This is a genomic window from Streptomyces sp. NPDC006208 (assembly GCF_040613775.1).
Lineage (GTDB): Bacteria > Actinomycetota > Actinomycetes > Streptomycetales > Streptomycetaceae > Streptomyces.
Map to the genome: position 1 here is coordinate 1 of NZ_JBEXSW010000021.1, position 17,735 is coordinate 17,735.

Consider the following 17,735-nt stretch of genomic DNA (forward strand, 5'->3'; position numbering starts at 1 on the left):
CGGTAGTCCAACTGGTCGACTGCTCCAGGGCAGAGGCGACTTCATCGGGCGGCAGCCGGCTCTGGAGGTTCGCAGCCTGCGATCCGGTGCGTCCGGCCCGGCGGTCCGGCCGGTTGCGAGGCCGGCGGACCGGGACGGACCGCGCCGGGCCCGGCCTGAAGCCCCCCGTACCTCAGGCCGCGGCCACCGGCGCGGGCTGCTGCGCGAGTTCCACGCGGACGGCGCACACCTTGAACTCGGGCATCCGTGAGGTCGGGTCGAGCGCCGGATTCGTCACGCTGTTGACCCGGCCCTCGCCCGGCCAGTGAAAGGGCATGAACACGGTGTCCGGCCGTATGCCGCCCGTGATGCGCGCCGGGCCCACCGCCCGGCCGCGCCGCGACACCACTGCGACGGAGTCCCCCTCACGGACCCCGAGGCGTTCGGCGAGCTGCGGATGCAGCTCCACGAACGGCCCGGGCGCGGCCGCGTTGAGCTCGTCGACCCGCCGGGTCTGCGCGCCGGACTGGTACTGGGCCACGACCCGCCCGGTCGTCAGCAGCACCGGGTACTCCGCGTCCGGCTCCTCGGCGGCGGGCCGGTGGCCGACCGGGACGAACCGGGCCAGCCCGTCCGGCGTCGCGAACCGGTCCAGGAACAGCCGCGGCGTCCCCGGGTGGACGTGCCCCTCCCCCTCACCGGCGGGGTTGTCCGGGCACGGCCAGAACACGCCGTTCTCCTGTGTGATCCTGCGGTACGTGATGCCCGAATAGTCCGCCGGACCGCCCGCCGACGCACGGCGCAGTTCGCCGAAGACCTCCTCCGGGTCGCAGGAGAACCCCTTCTCGTGGCCGAGCAGTCCGGCGAGCGCGCCCAGCACCTCGAGATCGCTGCGTACACCGGGGGGCGCGTCGACGGCCTTGCGGCGCAGCAGTACCCGGCCCTCCAGGTTCGTCGTCGTACCCGTCTCCTCCGCCCACTGGGTGACCGGAAGCACCACGTCCGCCAGCACGGCCGTCTCCGACAGCACCACGTCCGCGACGGCGAGGAAGTCCAGGGAGCGCAGCCGCTCCTCGATGTGCGCCGCACGCGGCGCGGACACGACCGGGTTCGACCCCATCAGCAGCAGTGACTTCACGTCCTGGCCCAGCGCGTCCAGCAGCTCGTACGCACTGCGTCCCGGCCCTGGCAGCGTCTGTGGCTCCACGCCCCACACCGCGGCGACATGGGCGCGCGCCGCCGGGTCGTCCAGCTTGCGGTAGCCCGGCAGCTGGTCGGCCTTCTGGCCGTGCTCCCGGCCGCCCTGCCCGTTGCCCTGCCCGGTCAGACACCCGTAGCCGGACAGCGGACGGCCCGCCCGGCCGGTGGCCAGGCACAGATTGATCCAGGCGCTGACGGTGTCCGTGCCCTTGGAGTGCTGCTCGGGTCCGCGCGCGGTGAGCACCATCCCGGTCGGCGCGTCGCAGAACATCGCTGTCGCCTCGCGCAGCTGGGGCACGCCGACGCCGGTGATCCGCTCGACCAGTTCGGGCCAGTGCGCCATCGCCGCGGCCCTCGCCTCCGGCCAGCCGCTCGTACGGGACCGGATGAACTCCTCGTCCGTACGCCCCTGGGCCACCACTACGTGCAGCAGCCCGAGCGCCAGCGCGAGATCCGTGCCGGGCCGGGGTGCCAGATGCAGATCGGCCTGCTCGGCGGTCTTCGTGCGGCGCGGGTCGATGACGATCAGCTTGCCGCCGTTCTCCTTCAGCTCGGTCAGATAGCGCAGGGCGGGCGGCATCGTCTCGGCGAGATTGGAGCCGACGAGGATCACGCACCCGGTGCGGGCGATGTCCTCCAGCGGGAACGGCAGCCCCCGGTCGAGTCCGAAAGCCTTGTTGTGCGCGGCCGCCGCCGACGACATGCAAAAGCGCCCGTTGTAGTCGATCTGCGAGGTGCCGAGCACGACCCGTGCGAACTTGCCGAGCGTGTACGCCTTCTCGTTCGTCAGACCGCCGCCGCCGAAGACTCCCACCGCGTCCGGGCCGTGCTGCGCCCTCGTACGGCGCAGCCCGTCCGCGATCGCGGCCAGGGCCTCCTCCCAGGTGGCCGGCTCGAGCCGGCCTGTGGCGTGGGATCGGACGAGCGGTTCGGTCAGGCGCACCCGGGAGGAGAGCAGGGAGGGGGAGGTGCGGCCCTTGCCGCACAGCGCACCCCGGTTGACGGGAAAATCGGCCCGTTCCACCACCTCGACGACCGCATCGCCACCGGCACCCGCACCGGAGGCAGGCGTGGCGCGCAGATTCATGCCGCACTGCAAGGCGCAGTACGGGCAGTGGGTCGGGATGGTCTCGTCGCGCATGGTGCCCAGCGTGGAACGTCCGTGTTACGCGGACGGACGCTTCGCATTACGAGCGGGGTACGCCTGGCTCCGTGCGCACCCCGCCGCCCGGTGAGGACACCTCGTGGGCCGTGGCCCCGGGTCAGCCGCGCCGGCCCAGCATTGCCAGGAGCCGGGACTGGTGGCTGTCGCCCGGTGGCGGCTCGATCGGCGGCGCGAACAGCCCGGACTTCGACAGTTCGGCCGCATACGGAGTGACCTCCTCCAGAGCGAAGGCCACCAGCTCGTCCGGCAGTCGCTCCGATGCGCCGATCGCCCGTGACAGGTCCCAGGAATGCACCACCGCGTCCGTGATCATCTGCGCGCAGTACGCGACCGCCGGAGTCTCCCCGTACGACAGCCGCACGGTCCGCTCCAGCGCCCCCTCGGCGGCGAAGGCCTTGCGTGCTGCCCGCGAGGCCTCGTCCCAGGCGGTCTTGGGGCGGCTGCCGAGAACGTCTCCGTCATAGGCGTCGCCCACCTCCGCGATCGACGCCCCGTCGCTCACCAGATCGGGCACCCACAGCTGCTCAGCGGTGAGGTGGTTGACCAGATCGCGCACGGACCACTCCGTGCACGGCGTCGGATCGTCCCATTGGTCGGTGTGCACGGCGTGCACGCGGTCGGTGAACAGGGCGAGCGCCTCGGAGTGCCGGGCCAGGAGCGTTGCCACGTCGTTTTCCATACGGTTCACTGTTGCGCGCCGCGGACCGGGACGCGAGTCCGGCGGGGAACGCGCCGCTGCGTGTCAGCGGCCGGTGGCGTCGGCCAGGGCCTCGTGCACCCCCGGCTCCTTCGCCCCGAGGAAGTGCGGGTCGGGCCGCAGCGCCGCGTCCAGTGACGCCTTGCCGGCCGCGAACATCTCCCGTACGCCGCCGTAGTACCAGGTCGCGTCGTGCGGCTCGACGACCCCGACGCCGTACGCGTCGACCCCGGCCGCGTTGCACAGCGCGACGGCGCGCCGGATGTGGAAGCCCTGTGTCACCAGGACCGCGTGATCGACCCCGAAGATCTTCTTGGCCCGTACGCACGAGTCCCAGGTGTCGAACCCGGCATAGTCGCTGACGATCCGCCTGTCCGGCACGCCGCGCTCGGCGAGATACGTGCGCATCGCGTCGGGCTCGTCGTACTCCGCCCGGCTGTTGTCGCCGGTGACCAGCACGACCTTGACCTTGCCCGTCCGGTACAGCTCGGCGGCGGCATCCAGGCGGTGGGCGAGATACGGCGTGGGCCGGCCGTTCCACAGCCCGGCCCCGAAGACGACGGCGACCTCCTGTGCGGGGACCTCGGCGGCGGTACGGACCCGGCTGTCGGCGACCGCGTGCATCCAGGTCGCGGGCGCGAGCGCGAGCACGCACCCGAGCATGACCGCCTGCACGGTCCGCCGCCGGGCGCGCCGCGAACGCGGCAGCCGGGGTCTCGGCAGGCTCCTGGGCAGGCGCAGCTTCTTCAGAGGTCCCCTCATGCCAGGTCAGACGTCGTCCCGCGGCAAAAGGTTCGGTCAGCCGCACGGCTTCCTGACATGATCACCGCCATGATGGCCGAGAGGGCGCTCGTGGGGGCCCGCAACAACGCAGAGTGGTGCGACGCGATGTGCCGCGCCCACGCAGTGCCGGGTGGCTTCGGCGCCCGCGCCTGGACCAGCGCGCGGCGGACACCGCTGCTGTACCCCGACGCGGTGACGCTGACCCGGGACGCGAGGGCCGACGACGTCCTCGGCACGGTCGACACGGCGAGCGCCGGCTGCTCGGTCAAGGACAGCTTCGCGGCCCTCGATCTGACGGCGGAGGGGTTCGACGTGCTCTTCGAGGCGCAGTGGCTGCACCGCCCGGGCGATCTGCCCGCCCCCGCGGCGCCGCCGGAGACCGAGTGGAAGCAGGTGACGAGCCCCGCCGGACTCACCGAGTGGGCGGCCGCCTGGGACGGCGGACAGGGCCTGGCCGGCCTGTTCCGCCCGGAGCTCCTGTCCGACCCGGCGATCACCTTCCTGGCCGCGCACTCCCGGTCCGGCACGCGGCAGGGGCGCATCGTCGCCGGAGCCGTGGTGAACCTCGGCGCCGGGGCCGCGGGCGTCTCGAACCTGTTCGCCGTGGACGACGACCTGGACGGCGCCTGGGCCGGCTGCCTGGGCGCCGTCGCCCGACGGTGGCCGGGCACGCCCGTCGTCGGGTACGAGCACGGGGACGACCTGGACGCCGCGATCCGTCAGGGCTGCACCCCGGCCGGGCCGCTGCGGGTCTGGCTCGCGTCCGGGCCGGCTGCCGACCATGCCGCCGCCAGCAGTGAACCGGCCGCCGCCGACACGTAGACCGCGGCCGCCAGCCATGCCGTCGCGAACGCGTCCGGGTCGCCGGGCAGCAGCCGCCCGAGGGCGTCGTGCCGTCGCTCGGCCGCTGCTGCGGCCAGCGCCCGTGCACAGTCCGCACCCGTGGTGAGGCCCACCGCCCGCAGCCTGCGCGGCAGTTCACCGTCGGCGGCCGCTGCCGTGACGGCCCGGCCGCCCGCGATCGCACGATGGACGGCACGGCGCAGCAGATCCAGCTCGACGGGGAGCGCGGGAGGCGGAGGGCACGGGGCGAAGGCGGCCGACGGAGCGGGAACATCGGTGCGGTGAACCCGGCGCAGACCCAGGTCCACGCGTACGGTCCCGCCGTCGTGCCCCCTCCAGGCGGCGGCGAGCGCCCGTATGCCGTCCGGGCGGTCCGGCACGACCCGGCCGGCCAGCCGCAGCGCGAGCCCTGGGTACGAACCGAGCAGCCGGAGATTCTCCGCGTACGGCAACTCGGGCCGCTCGTCCGGAGCGAGCAGCCGCAGCGTGGGACCGCCCGTGACGGCGAAGCCGCCCTGACCGGTCATGACTCCGGTGAGGAACAACAGGTCGCCGCCCGCCGGACGGTCGTCGGCCGGCAGATGCAGCCAGTCCAGCGCGGATGCGAGCTGGTCCGCGGGTGGTCGCTGCCACAGCGCATCGAGCGGTGGTTCGTGCCAGGCCGCACCAGGCGCCCGTACGGAACGCCGGCGGGCACCCCCGCCGACCCTGCCCTCCGGTGACACGGTCGGGTCGGTGAGGATCACCGCGCCGCCGTCGCCCCACTCGCGCAGCGACAGCGCACAGCCACCGGGCACCGGTGACAGGGCTGCCGCGGCGGCCCGCTCGGGACCTCCGGGGGCGATGTCCGAGAGCGTGCGCAGCCCGCCGTCGGGAGCGAGTGCGTAGCCGGTCGCGCCCGCATACCCGGAGGCGGTGACCACCGGTTCGGTGAACAGGCCGTGCAGACGCAGCGGTTTGGCGGGCCGGTAGGCACGGCGGGCGGGCGTGACGGCGTCGGCCGGGCGCCGTAGAAGATCGAGCAGACCCGCGAGCTCGGCCGAGAGCTCGGACAGCCGGAAGCCGGGGTCGCCGGACCGCGCCTCGTCAAGCCGCCGTGCGATCCGCACTGCGGCAGCGGCGGGCAGCGGCAGCCCGGCGATGCGCGCCGAGTGCGCGGCGTGCAGCAGTTCCACCCGCTGTACGGCCCCGCCTCCGGCGACCCCCGCCACGAGCACGCCGGTGGCGGCGCGCCGCAGCCCGATGAGAGCGGACTGCTGCGCGGCGGTGAGGGGTTGGACGCCGCCGTCCGGCGCGTCCGGCTCCTCCGGTGCGGCGGCCGCGTCCGGCTCGTCCGGCGCGGTGTCCGGCTGAGGGCTCGCCCCCGCCGCCTGGTCCACGGCGGCGGGCCCGGCGGCCCCTGTTTCGGCCAGCGGCGCGCTGGACAGCAGCGCGGCGCGGTGCAGGCAGGCAGGCGCCAGCAGGCAGTCGCAGACCGCGTCCTCCGGGCGGGCCACGATCCCGTCCGTGACCTTCAGCGTCACGGACGTGTCCGCGTCCACCCGGACGCGCACCCCGTCCTGCGTGGCCTCCACCGGCCAGCCGGAGGCCTTGGCCACGGCCGGGTCGATGCGCTTGCGAAGGCGCTGCGGGAGCAGCTCCAGAGCACCGGCCGCGACATCGGCGGTGACCGGGGGCAGCGCGGGCGATGAGGGGCTGGTCACCGGTGCGTACCTCCTACGCGTTCGCCGACCCAGCGGGCCAGTTCCAGAGGGCTGAGGGCGGCCACCGGCATGCCCGCGGCGACGAGCCTGCCCGCCACGCCCGCCGAGTAGCGCGGGCGGCCCCGGTCGTCCAGGGAGGCGCAGCCCAGCACATGGCAGCCCGCGTCGACCAGCGCCCGCACCTCGGACAGCAGCGGGCCGACCGGGCCGCCCTCCTCGAAGTCGCTGACCAGGACGACCAGCGTGCGCGACGGCACGGTCACCAGCTCGCGCGCGTGGCGCAGGCCGCGGGCGATGCTCGTACCGCCGCCGACGCGGACCTCGAGGAGCAGGCTCAGCGGGTCGTCGACATGGTCGGTCAGGTCGAGGACCTCGGTGGAGAACGCGACGAAGTGCGTGCTCAGGACAGGGACCCCGGCCAGGACGGAGGCAGTGAGCGCCGACCAGATGGTGGAGGCCTCCATGGAACCGGACACGTCGACGACGAGCACCAGCCGCCAGTCGGCGGCGCGCCGCGAGCGCGTGCGGAAGACCGGCCGCTCCGGCAGGACCGTGACGGCCCCGGTGGCGGGGTCCCGGCTCGCGGTCGCCAGGTTGGCCCGCAGTGTGCGCGGGAGATCCAGCGGGCCGCCGGGGCGACGGGTGGGACGCGGCCGGGCGAGCCCGGTGAGCGCGGGGCGCAGCCGGTTCGCGAGCGCTGCGGTCAACTCCCGTACCAGCCGGGCCACCAGCGGCCGGAGCCGGGCGAGCTGCTGCTCGGGCATGCCGCCGGCGTAGGACAGGACCGTGCGCAGCAGCTCCACGGAAGGCCGCGCGGAGGCGGGGTCCACCTCGAGGGCGGCGTCGAGCCGTCCGGCGTCGGCGGCGGCTGCGAGCACCTCCTCACGCACACCGGGCCCGAAGAGGGCCGTGAGCTCCTCGGCCCAGGCCCGGACATCGGGGTACGGCGCCTCGGTGCCGCCGCCCTGACCGCTGCCGCCGTACCCGTCCTCACCGCGCGAGCCCTCACCGCGCCCGCGCCCGTACAACTCGTCGAGTGCGGCGGCCACCCGCCCGGCACTGCCGGTCAACTCCCGGCCCTGCCCGAGCAGAAGCCGCCACCGCTCGCCGGCCCCGAGTCCGTCCGGGGCGGTTGGGGCAGCAGGTGCCCCGCTCTCGGGGGTTCCGGGGTCGCCCGGGACACCGGTCGGGGCTGTCTCCGGCCCGGTGGTCGCCGCGCCTGCGGGGGCGTCCTTTGCTGTCGCGGCATCCGACGCGGTGGTCCGGTCGGTCGTGGGTCCGGGTGGGGCGGGGTCCGCCCCGGGCGTGTTCGCGGCGGGGGCGGCACCGGGACCGAGCGGTCCGACGAGGCCGTGACCGGACTCGGCGCTGTGGCGGTGCGCGCGGGCACGCGTACTGACGGCCGCCGCGCCGGGGTTGGCCAAAAGGGCGGTTTCGGGATCGCCCGGCGGGGCGGTCTCCGGCCCGGTCGCCGCCGCGACCGGCGGCAACTGCCTTGCCGTGAGCGCCTCGCGGCCCGTCAGGTCCGCCGCGGCCAGGAGGGCCAGGATCGTCGGGTCGGTGACGGGGCCCGTGAGAGTGCCGGCCGCCGTGCCCGTGCGGTCCTCCACCACTGAGAGCAGGCGGGCGCGCGCCGCCGGGGCGAGTGCTTCGAATCCAGCGCGCAGTGCCGGGAGCCGGTTCAGGAAGTCACGGTCGGGGAGCGACTCCACCCGCTCCAACAGCGGATCCAGCGCCCGGCCCGCCTCCATCAGCGGGCCCGCCGCGAGCAGTGTGCCGCGCAGGAACCCGGTCAGTGCGGTCCGCAGTTCCGGTGATGTGGCGCTGTCCGTGCGGGACGCCAGCCGGGTGCCGAACTCGCCCGCGTCCCGCTGCCCCAGCAGCACCCGCGCCGCGCCGGCCGCACCCCGGATCAGCGGCGTCGCCGACGTGTCCAGACGGGCCAGTGCGTCGGCGAGGCGCAGACCGCCGCCGAGGGCATCGGCCCGGCCGGCGAGCGCCACCAGCGCACGGGCGTCGTCCGGCTCGGTGGAGCCCGCGAGCCCGTCGAGCGCGCGCACACCGGCCGCCGAGAGCTCCTCGTACGCCGCGTCGACCGCCGCACGCTCCCACGCCTCGCCGAGACCCGCAAGATGCCCGGAGCGGATGCGGTCCAACAGGGTCATCCCGGCCAGCAGTTCGGGCAGTGTGCCGGTGGCCGGGAGCAGCACGGCCGCCTCGGCCAGCAGCGAGAGGGCGATCTCGGGAAGCGCGCAGCGCGCCGCTTCGGTCAGCCCCTGGATGACGTCGGCGGCGGTCGGGCCGCCCTGCCGCTGCTGCTCGTGGCGCCGCCGTCGCAGCATCCCCGCGGCGGCCTGTTCGAGGGTCACGCCGTGCACGCCCGCCATGTCGAGCATCGCCGTCGTGGACGGTGACCAGGCCGCCGCCCACTGGGTCGTGAGCGCGGCGGCGTCGCCGACACCGGCGACGTGGGACTCCTCCCCGTAGGGGACATGGCAGAGCGTGAGCCGTCTCAGACAGATCTCGCGGCGCCGGTCCAGGTCGCTGCGCAGGATGTCGAGCCGCAGCTCGCGTCGCCCGGGTTCGCCGGGCCAGGGCAGGCGCAGTTCGCCGAGCAGCGCCTCCACCGCGGGACCGAGTCCGGAACGCGGCGTGCCCGGCGCGAGCCGCCCGAGCCGTGTGCCGACCAGGACCCGCTCCATCGCGGCGGCCACGACCCGGCCCCGCCCCAGCAACTGGCCCTGGGTGAGCACCGTCTGGGCCGCCTCCGCCAGTTCACCCCGTCCGGCGGCGGGCAGCCCGCGCAGGGTCGCCAGGTCGCGTGCCATGCGCACCACTTCGCGGGCATCGGCGGGCCCGCTGGGATGCCCGGCGTCCCGTACAGCGGCGCAGATCCGCACGGCCGTGCCGGTCAGCAGCTCGTCCAGCCGCCCGTGATCGCCGGCCGCGTGGAACACACCCCGCTGCCACTCCGGATCCCGGATCCCGGCGGGGTAGCCGGAGCGCTCGTCGAGCAGTGCGTACGCGTACGGCACCAGCGAGGTGACGACCGCGGGTCCCTCCGCCGACAGTTCCGTCTCCGCCGGGGCGGTGACGGACCCCGGCAGCAGCGCGGGTGCGTGGAACGCACCGATCACCGCAGCCGCCCGCCGGCCTGTCCAGGCCCGCAGATGACGCCGCATGTTCGCCTCGCGCCGCAGGTCGTGAGCGTCGACGGCACCCGTGTCCGAGCGTAGTGCCCAGCCGACGGCCAGTGCGGCGCGCCGCAGCGCCTCGGGTTCGGAGCCGGGTGCGGTCGCCTCCACCAGCCGGTCCCACAGATCGTCCCCGGGCCGTCCGCCGGCCCTGGCCCGCAGCGCGGCCGCGAGCGCTCCGGCGCGGGTCGGCCTGGCGGTCCGCGGACCGGTCTGCGCACCGGATCGTGCGCCTGTACCCGACCGCGGCTGCGCGCCGGTAGCCGCCCCCCGACCCGGTCCGGCGTCCGGGCCGGCCTCCGGGCCCGGACCGGCAGGAGGATCCTCGGCAGGACGGGCGTCCGGATCCGTCCCGGCATCCGAACCGGCATCCCACCGGGCCGCGAGCGGCAGATCGAACGGCACCACCTGCACGCCCGCCTCCCGTGCCCAGCGGATGGCCGCCAGCTCCGGTGAGAACTCTGCGAACGGCAGGAACACCAGTCCGCGTCCGCCGCCTCCCCCACTGCCCGCGAGCGCGACCGGTGGCACCGTCGCCGGGTCGGCCAGATGCTCCAGCCACGGCGCGAACTCCTCGGGCAGCTCGATGAACAGCACCTCCGGCGCCGCCTCGGCCAGCAGGGCGGGCACCGCCGCCGCGAGCGCGGGGGAGTGGTGCCGTACTCCGATCAGATACGGATCACGGCACCCGGCGAGCTCCGCCACCGCCCGCGCGGGCGACGCCGATCCTCCGCTGGGCCCGGGGTCGCCGGCTCCGGTGGGCCCGGGTGATCCCGTGGCTCCCGATGGCCGGCCCGACGGGGCTGCTTCGGCGTGTTCGGCCGGACCGACCGCTGCGGCGGCTCCGGATGGTCCGGTGGCTTCGGGCGGTGCGTCGGCTCCGGTGGGTCCGGGTGCCTCGGAGGGTCCGGACCGCCCCCGCGCTCCGAGCGGCCCGCGAGGCTGCTCACCTGAGCTCATCGCGCAGCTCCCACAGTGTCCGCCACAGCGGTGCCCCGCTCTCCGCCCGGCGCCGTACCGGCCCGTCCCAGTACCCGAGCAGCCGTGCATGATCGGCCGGATCGTCCTTGCGCACGGTGCCGAGCAGATGGCCGGGCAGGGTGCGCGCCACGTCCCGCCCGTCGCCCAGATACGCCGCCCCGAGCCCCATCGCCGTGGCGACATGTACCGCCTCCGCCGTCGACATCACCGTCGAGGGCCGCTCCACCTCCCAGCCCTCGGCGCTGCGCCCGCTCCGCAGATCCCGGAACGCCGTCACCAGCGCCTCCAGCACGGCGTCGTCCACCGAGAACGCGGCGCCGGAACGTGCCAGCGCCGCCGTGGCCTGACCGCGCACCAGCTCCGTCTCGGCCTCGATGTCGCCGATCGGGCCGACCTCCTCGAAGTTGAACCGGCGCTTCAGCGCGGCGGACATCTCCGACACGCCCTTGTCCCGCAGGTTGGCCGTGGCGATCAGCGTGAAGCCGGGCACCGCGTGCACGGTGCCGTCCGCGACGTCACCACCGGCCAGTTCCGGTACGGACATCCGGCGCTCCGAGAGCAGCGAGACCAGCGCGTCCTGCACCTCGGGCAGACAGCGGGTGACCTCCTCGACCCGGGCCACCGCGCCCCGCGACATCGCGGTGAGCACGGGAGAGGGCACAAGTGCCTCCCGGCTCGGGCCCTTGGCGAGCAGCATCGCGTAGTTCCAGCCGTACCGCAGCTGATCCTCCGTCGTACCCGCCGTGCCCTGCACGGTCAGCGCGCTCGTGCCGCAGACCGCGGCGGACAGCAGCTCCGACAGCATCGACTTGGCCGTGCCCGGCTCGCCGACCAGCAGCAGTCCACGCTCGCCCGCCAGCGTCACCACGCACCGCTCGACCAGTGCACGGTCGCCGACGAACTTGCGCGACACCACCAGCTCTTGGCCGTCCGGCGCGCGCAGCGGCTCGCCGCCCGAGCCGCACACGAACAGCACGACGGCACGCGGCGTCATCCGCCAGCCCGGCGGCCTCGGCCCCTCGTCGTACCCGGCGAGGAACTCCAGCTCGTGCGCGTACCGGTCCTCCGGCAGCTCGACCTGCCGCGTCCCGCTCCCCGCGCCGCCACCGCCCGACCCGTTCCGCGTGCTCATCGTGAACCTCCCCGGCCGCCACGGCCCTTGAACTCCTCGAACCCTGGTGCGTCACCGCTCACCACCCGCTGCCACGCTGCCGCGTACAGCTGCTCCACCGGCCGGTCGGGTACCACGAAGCCGTTCCCGATCGCGGGCAGCAGCGGTGCTTTCCAGCTCTCGGCAGGCAGCCGCGGGGTCTTCTGCTCCAGCCAGCCGCCGGGCAGGAACAGCGAACGTCCCGCCCGCGCCCGCTTGGCCTCCACCACCAGGTCGGTGGCGGCCAGTTCGGCACGGGCCTTCTTCAGCCGGGCCGGCTTCCAGCCCGTCCACTCCGCCTGATTGCGGTCGGTCGGGTCGGGCAGCGCCAGCAGCATCAGATAGAGCGTGGCCGCGTCCTCGGAGAGCCCGAACCGTCCGGCCGCCTCCGCCACCAGCTCCGGCGCACTCACCTGCGGATGCTGCGGCGCACCGGTCGGCCCGTCGGCGGTGACCAGCGTCGTGAGCTCCTCGCCCAGGACCGTGCGCAGCGCCCTGAGCGTCACCGATTCGCCCGCGAGCCCGGACAGCAGTTGCAGCGCCGGATGGTCGGTGTCCCCCTCTCCGGCGACCGCTCCCGACAGGACCGCTGCGGGACGCACCCACACCGACTCCCACTCCGACCGGTACCGCATCGGCGCGAGCACGATCGCGTCCGACAGCTCCACCAAACCACTGGGACGCGGCCCGGAGCCCGCGGTCGACGGCAGCCCGTGCGCCTCGCGCAACCGCATCGACATCGACGCGCCGTCCTTGTCCCAGTCCACTCCCACGTGGAGCAGCAGCCCCGGGTCGGCCAGTCGCTCGCGCAGCATCCGCAGTGTGAGGGGCAGCACCTCGCGCAGCGGGTCGCCGTACGGGAGCCGGTAGGCGAGCCAGCGCAGCATGGACACGTACGAGGTCAACTCGGATGTGGTGAGCAGCAGCTGTGGATCCACGGGCATGGGTCCGTCGTCGCCGCACGGCTGCTCGGTCCGGCCGGTGATCGCCGGCTGCGCCTGCGGGTTCAGCACGGAGTCGAGGACCGTGCCCGAGCCGACCTCGCTCACCATCCGGGCGATCAGCGCGTCGGAAGCAACGCGCCGCTTCCCGCGCGCCGCGACCCAGGCCCCGGTCAGCGGCGCCAGATCGAAGCCGTCCGTCCACAGCTCGCTCACCCGCTGCGGCTCGGCGGGCAGCAACTGTGCGGCGAAGGCGGTCCGTTCCGCAGGCTTCATGGAGGTCAGCACCCCGCGCCCGGCCTGTGCGTGCGCGCTCTTGGCGCCGAGCGGGGCGAGATACTCCGCAGGGAGCAGCCCGTCCCTGCCGTAGCCGTTCAGACCGGGGAGCCCGAGCAGCAGCAGCGCGCCGGTCACGGCCCCGACACCGACCAGGGCGGCGAACTCCTGTGCCTGTTCCGGCCGGTAGGGCACCGGCCCGCGGGCCCGCACCTCGTCGACCAGCCGGCGCACGGCCTCCTCACGCACCGGGTCGCCTGCCGCTCCCAGCACCTCCGACTCGATGAGCGTGAAGCCGTCCCAGGCGCCGAAGGCGCCCTCCGGGTCGTACTCGATGCCGTTGAAGAAGTCGTGCCGCTCGTCCGTGCGTTGGCACGCCACGATCAGCAGACGGCGCTTGCCGGTGTGCCGCACCTCGCCCAGCCGCTGGGAGCCGTTGGGGACCCGTTCCGCCCGCAGCTGGACGATCCGCAGCCTGCCCCGCGGATCGGCGAGCACCGCGTCACCGCCCTCCGGCGCACCCGCACGCACCTCGAGGGCGGCGTCGAGGAACTCCAGCAGCGCGGCCCGCTCCGCCTCGTCCGTCGTCGGCGACGCCGCTCGCACCGCGGCGGCCGCAAGGCCTTCGCCGGGCAGCGTCAGCCAGCCCACGCCGGTGCCGGCCAGCGGCACCTTGCCGGCCTCGCCGTCAGGCGCCAGCACCGTGCGCAGCGCCCGCAGCTGGTCCATGACCGTGGTGGGGCTGCGCTCCCAGGAACGGACGCCGTAGAAGTGCGCGGAGCCGGTGAATCCGCTGAGTGCGTCGCGCAGCCGGCCGTCGTTCGCATGCCGCACGGCCTGCTTCGGCCCGGCCTCTTCGGCCACCTTTGGTGCCTTCGCCGAGCGCTCCGCGATGACGCCGATACGCCTGGCGTGCCGCGCGGCTTCCGCCACGTGACCGGCCACGCCCGCGACGAGGGAGGGGTGGGTGATCGATGGCAGCAACTCCCTGACGGCCGCTTGTGGTTCAGCCCCGGCCGCCACGGCCGCCAGCAGAAGGTCCGCGTCCTTGTCCGTGACCGACCGCAGCGCCGCCGAGCCCTGCTCGTCACGCGGCCGCAGTGCATGCCAGTGGCTCACCGGTGGCACCAGGGACGTGCCCTCGGCGACGGCCCTGCCCCGGTCGCCTTCCTGCAGGGCGGCCAGCGCCACACCCTCGGTGTCGTACAGATGGATCACGGCGTCGAAGCCGCGCGTCTCGCGTGGATGCAGGACGGCCCCGCCCGGCAGCCGCAGCGGCGGCAGCGGAATGTCGTGCGTCAGACGATCGGTCCGGCTGTCCGGGGGCACCGGGACGGCCGGGCTGCGGGTGCCGTCCACGCTGCACGCGGTGAGCGTCCCGGCCTGCGGGTCGTGCCGCACCCACCAGCCGACCAGGCCGTCCTTGCTGCCGAACGGCGAGGACTCCAGGCCCGGCTGCACCGGCAGCAGCCGGCAGGCGTGGGCCAGAAGGACGCTCCCGCCTCCTGGGGCCGCTCCCTCACCCTCGGCCAGCGCCGAGTCGAAGAAGGCGGGCACCGAGACCCTGCCCCTGCGCGCGGACCCAGGGTCGTAGTCCCACCATTCCCTGTCGTGCAGCACCCACAAGGAGATGCCGTCCGACGCGACCGGCCGCCGCTCGGGTGCGAACGAGGTGTCGCCCGGCTGGACCGGTCGGCCGCCGAACGTACGGCTGCCGTCGGGCAGTTGCAGTGTCGCGTACTGGGTGGAGGTCCAGTGGTCGTGCAACTCGCCGCCGGGCCTGAACACATCGGCCGGCCGCCCCGTCCACACTGCGCGCCGGTCCGCGCCGTGCCCGTTGGCGACCAGCCACTGGCCGCCCACATGGCGCACGGTCGGGACGTCGTACGCGGACGTGGACGCCGCGGGCAGCGTGAGGTCGCGACGTTCCAGCACGGCGTCCGGTCCAACCAGCGCCACCCGGGTGCCGACCCGGACGATCAGCGCGGGCCAGGCGTCCGCCATCCGGTAGAACGCGTCGGCCAGATAGCCGTGCCGTTGCCCGGCCGCCATCGGATTGACCTTGCCGAGCCCTTCCAGCGCCTCTTCCAGCGCCGGCCAGCCCAGCTCGTCGAAGATCCCCGCGCGCAGGGTGCGCGCCAGAGCCCCGGCGGGGGAGAACGCGGCGATACGCTCCACGGCCTGCGGCGCCGCAGACAGCACCGCGTGCGAGGAGAACCTCTCCACCCGGCTCAGCAGCTTCCCGAGCCCAGGCAGGCCCAGCGGCCGGCCCAGCTCGCCCGCTCGTTCGGCGAGCCAGGACGCCAGCACCGTGCGCAGCGCCGGGTGCTCCGCGATCTGCTGGAGCCGTGCCGACGCTTCATTGGTACCGGCCATCCGCTCCACCCCGCCGCGCAGCAGCGGGCCGAACCGGGGATCGGCGGTCAGCGCCGCCAAGTCCCTGCGCCCGTCACCCTCGTCCGTCAGCCAGGGGCTGAGCTCCAGGTTCTCCGCGCCGGCCGAGGGCGGCTCGACGGGCACGCCCGATGCCAGACACGCGTCGAGCAGGTCCAGGTCGACCGTGGTGCGCCAGCCGCCGCCCTTCATCAGACGCACCGGCGTGCCCTCGGCGACCAGGCGCGCCGCCAGCCGCTCCAGCAGGGTCAGTTCTGCCGCGAGCCTTTTCATACCGCGCCAGTCGCGCTGCCGGTGCCGTGCCCACGACGACAGCCACTCGGCCGCAGCCACGGTCCCGTCCAGCAGCAGCTCCACCGCGCCGCACCTGTCCAGCACATCGAGCCACGCCGCGTCGAACTGCTCCGGATGGTCGCCGCCCGCGTCAGGGAACAGCTCCAGCAGCCGCTCCCGCACCCCCCGGTCCTCGGCGGCCACCGCGGTCAGTGCCGGCAGCGCCGCCTTCCAGAAGGCCGCGGGCGCGCGGTTCACCGCGCCGGTGTGGACGATCCGTGCGATCAGCGCACGCTCCTCGGCCGCCGCGTCGAGCCCCGCGCTCTTCGCGAGCCGCCGCAGGTCCTCGACCATGCCCGTGTACGGCGCCAGGCCGGCCGCGCACCGCTCCAGGCACACCGTACGGAACTGCGCGTACGCCTCCTCGGACGCCAGCCGGACGGCCAGCCCCTTCGCGTAGTCCCGCAGGGACTTGGCGGTGAGCGCGCCCGCCCCGGCGAACTCCAGGAACACCTCGCGCAGCCGGTCCTCGTCGACCGCCAGCGCGTGCCGCTGCTCGGCTGCCCGCGCCTTGCCGAAGAACACCGAGGCCTGCTGCTTCGCGTCGACGGCCAGGAGCAGCCGTCCGGCCTGCTCGTAGAACGTCGGAAGGAAGTGCGGCACCGAACGGTCCAGCCGCGCCCCGATGTCGTCGAACCCCTCCTTGGCCAGGCCCGGTTTGGTCGCGACGAGCCGCGTGAGGCGCTCCATCTCCTTGACCACGGCCAGCGCGTGATGGCCGCGGTCGGGGTCGTGGACCAGCGCCCATGCGGGGAACCCGAGCGACCGGCGCTTCACGCGCCCCACCGGCTCGGCCCCTGCTCCCGTGAACCCCAGGTACTCCAGGGCGAGATCCTCGGCCGGCCCGATGGCCCCGGGCACCAGCCGCACCACCGTGCGCCCCTGGAGCACCGGGTGCTCGTACGCCCGCGCCGTCAGCCCGTCACCGCCGCCGTCCCCGGAAAACCCGCCGTCTGCGCCGAGCGGCAGTACCGCACCGGCCTCGAGGAGCTGCGCCGCGCGCAGCCCCGCGTCCTGCTGTCCGTCCACCGGTTCCCCCGATTCCGCCGTCGTCGATCCAGCCGCTCCCGTCGTCGTCACCGCAGCTCCCCCTCCTCGTCAACGGCCACGCGCCCGGCGTACACCAGCGCGGCCATCCGTTCGCCCTCCGACCAGGCCACCGGCCCGACCTCGGCGAGCGGCACCTGACGCCCGTGCCGGTCCCGCCACTCCAGTGACCCTGTCAGCGACTCGGCGTCCGGATACTCGTCGCCCAGCCAGTACGCCGCCTCCAGCGGACGACCGAACTCCACCAGCGGGCACACCGCCTCACCGCCGCGCACCCGGTAGCCGAGCGCCACCGCCCGTCCGGTCGCATGCCGCAGCTGGGCGAACTTCCCGTTCTCGTACGCGCGCCAGTGCAGGCCGCCGGCGTCGTCCGGGCGCCGCCACACTTCCCGGAACAGCTGCTCCACGCCTTGCTCGACCTCGAGCTCCAGCGCGAACTCCCGCAGATCGTCCAGGTCTTCCAGCAGCACCGGATGCGGTATCAGCACCGTCTCGCACGCGAGCCGCCGAGAGTCGCCGTCCAGGTCGACGATCCCGGCGCCCTTCTGCGGGTCGGCGTCCCGCAGGAATCCCGCCCGCGCCATGTCCGCCGACCCGTCGGCCGCCGGCGGAGCCACCACCAGATCGCGCAGCGCCGCCTGCCACGCCGCGTCCGGCCACACTCTGGCCAGCAGCGCCACGGGCACCGGCAGCGAGCGCACCAGCCAGGTGTCCACCTGCTCCCGGCACTCGCGCGCGTGCCGCTCCAGCCACTCGGCGAGCTGCCGCAGCCGCACCACCGCCGCGTCGTCCTTCAGCTTGGGCGGCACCTGCTTCAGCGTGCGCCCCGCGGCGTTGCGGCACAGCACATGCGTGCCGTCCAGCGTCACGGCGTAGCCGCCGTGCTCCGTCTCGATCCAGCCCATGGCGAGACCGCCTCCCCGACGGTCCCCGACCGCCCACGACCCTGCTCGGAACCCCAGCCGGTTCCGTTGGCGATCACAGTAGGTGAGGGGACTGACAGCGCCGGCGGGAGGCAGTGAGCCTGTGGAAAAGACCCGTCACCCTCA

General features: G+C 74.7%; 9 protein-coding genes. 1 reads left to right on the forward strand and 8 read right to left on the reverse strand.

Annotated features, from left to right (window positions below):
* Positions 1–172: 172 nt before the first annotated feature.
* The 3 genes from ABZ208_RS18610 to ABZ208_RS18620 form a co-directional block, all read right to left on the reverse strand.
* Positions 173–2,320 (reverse strand): molybdopterin oxidoreductase family protein, encoded by a 2,148-nt coding sequence (locus tag ABZ208_RS18610; RefSeq protein WP_356910543.1) that lies wholly within the window; start codon positions 2,318–2,320, stop codon positions 173–175.
* Between the two features lie 121 nt (positions 2,321–2,441).
* Positions 2,442–3,023, reverse strand: a complete 582-nt coding sequence (locus ABZ208_RS18615; RefSeq protein ID WP_356910544.1) for a TIGR03086 family metal-binding protein — start codon at positions 3,021–3,023, stop codon at positions 2,442–2,444.
* Positions 3,024–3,086: 63 nt separating this feature from the next.
* A complete protein-coding gene (locus tag ABZ208_RS18620) occupies positions 3,087–3,803 on the reverse strand; it encodes an ElyC/SanA/YdcF family protein (protein WP_356910545.1) in 717 nt (238 codons plus the stop codon).
* A gap of 69 nt (positions 3,804–3,872) precedes the next feature.
* Here ABZ208_RS18620 and ABZ208_RS18625 point away from each other — a divergent pair, with 69 nt between their 5' ends.
* Positions 3,873–4,646, forward strand: coding sequence for a hypothetical protein (locus tag ABZ208_RS18625; RefSeq protein WP_356910546.1), 774 nt, complete (start codon positions 3,873–3,875; stop codon positions 4,644–4,646).
* On the opposite strand, the gene ABZ208_RS18630 is transcribed toward ABZ208_RS18625, so the two are convergent.
* The 5 genes from ABZ208_RS18630 to ABZ208_RS18650 all read right to left on the reverse strand — a co-directional run bounded on the left by ABZ208_RS18630 (position 4,544) and on the right by ABZ208_RS18650 (position 17,591).
* The gene (locus ABZ208_RS18630; RefSeq protein ID WP_356910547.1) at positions 4,544–6,370 is read right to left on the reverse strand and encodes a hypothetical protein; all 1,827 of its coding nucleotides are present in this window, start codon (positions 6,368–6,370) and stop codon (positions 4,544–4,546) included. The two genes, ABZ208_RS18625 and ABZ208_RS18630, sit on opposite strands and share 103 nt — an antisense overlap.
* Positions 6,367–10,269 (reverse strand): DUF5682 family protein, encoded by a 3,903-nt coding sequence (locus ABZ208_RS18635; RefSeq protein ID WP_356910548.1) that lies wholly within the window; start codon positions 10,267–10,269, stop codon positions 6,367–6,369. Before ABZ208_RS18635 ends, ABZ208_RS18630 begins: the two co-directional genes overlap by 4 nt.
* Positions 10,270–10,510: 241 nt before the next feature.
* Positions 10,511–11,677, reverse strand: a complete 1,167-nt coding sequence (locus ABZ208_RS18640) for an AAA family ATPase (RefSeq protein ID WP_356910549.1) — start codon at positions 11,675–11,677, stop codon at positions 10,511–10,513.
* On the reverse strand, positions 11,674–16,719 hold the full coding sequence (locus tag ABZ208_RS18645) for a hypothetical protein (protein ID WP_356910550.1): 5,046 nt from the start codon (positions 16,717–16,719) through the stop codon (positions 11,674–11,676). Before ABZ208_RS18645 ends, ABZ208_RS18640 begins: the two co-directional genes overlap by 4 nt.
* The gene (locus tag ABZ208_RS18650) at positions 16,716–17,591 is read right to left on the reverse strand and encodes a DUF4132 domain-containing protein (RefSeq protein WP_356910551.1); all 876 of its coding nucleotides are present in this window, start codon (positions 17,589–17,591) and stop codon (positions 16,716–16,718) included. The genes ABZ208_RS18645 and ABZ208_RS18650 overlap by 4 nt, the downstream gene beginning before the upstream one ends.
* Between the last annotated feature and the right edge of the window lie 144 nt (positions 17,592–17,735).

Excerpts from the sequence above, each read along its gene's own strand:
- ABZ208_RS18615 (WP_356910544.1), bottom strand. The coding sequence starts at position 3,023 with ATGGAAAACGACGTGGCAACGCTCCTGGCCCGGCACTCCGAGGCGCTC.
- ABZ208_RS18620 (WP_356910545.1), bottom strand. The coding sequence starts at position 3,803 with ATGAGGGGACCTCTGAAGAAGCTGCGCCTGCCCAGGAGCCTGCCGAGA.
- ABZ208_RS18650 (WP_356910551.1), bottom strand. The coding sequence starts at position 17,591 with ATGGGCTGGATCGAGACGGAGCACGGCGGCTACGCCGTGACGCTGGAC.
- ABZ208_RS18610 (WP_356910543.1), bottom strand. The coding sequence starts at position 2,320 with ATGCGCGACGAGACCATCCCGACCCACTGCCCGTACTGCGCCTTGCAG.
- ABZ208_RS18625 (WP_356910546.1), top strand. The coding sequence starts at position 3,873 with ATGATGGCCGAGAGGGCGCTCGTGGGGGCCCGCAACAACGCAGAGTGG.
- ABZ208_RS18640 (WP_356910549.1), bottom strand. The coding sequence starts at position 11,677 with ATGAGCACGCGGAACGGGTCGGGCGGTGGCGGCGCGGGGAGCGGGACG.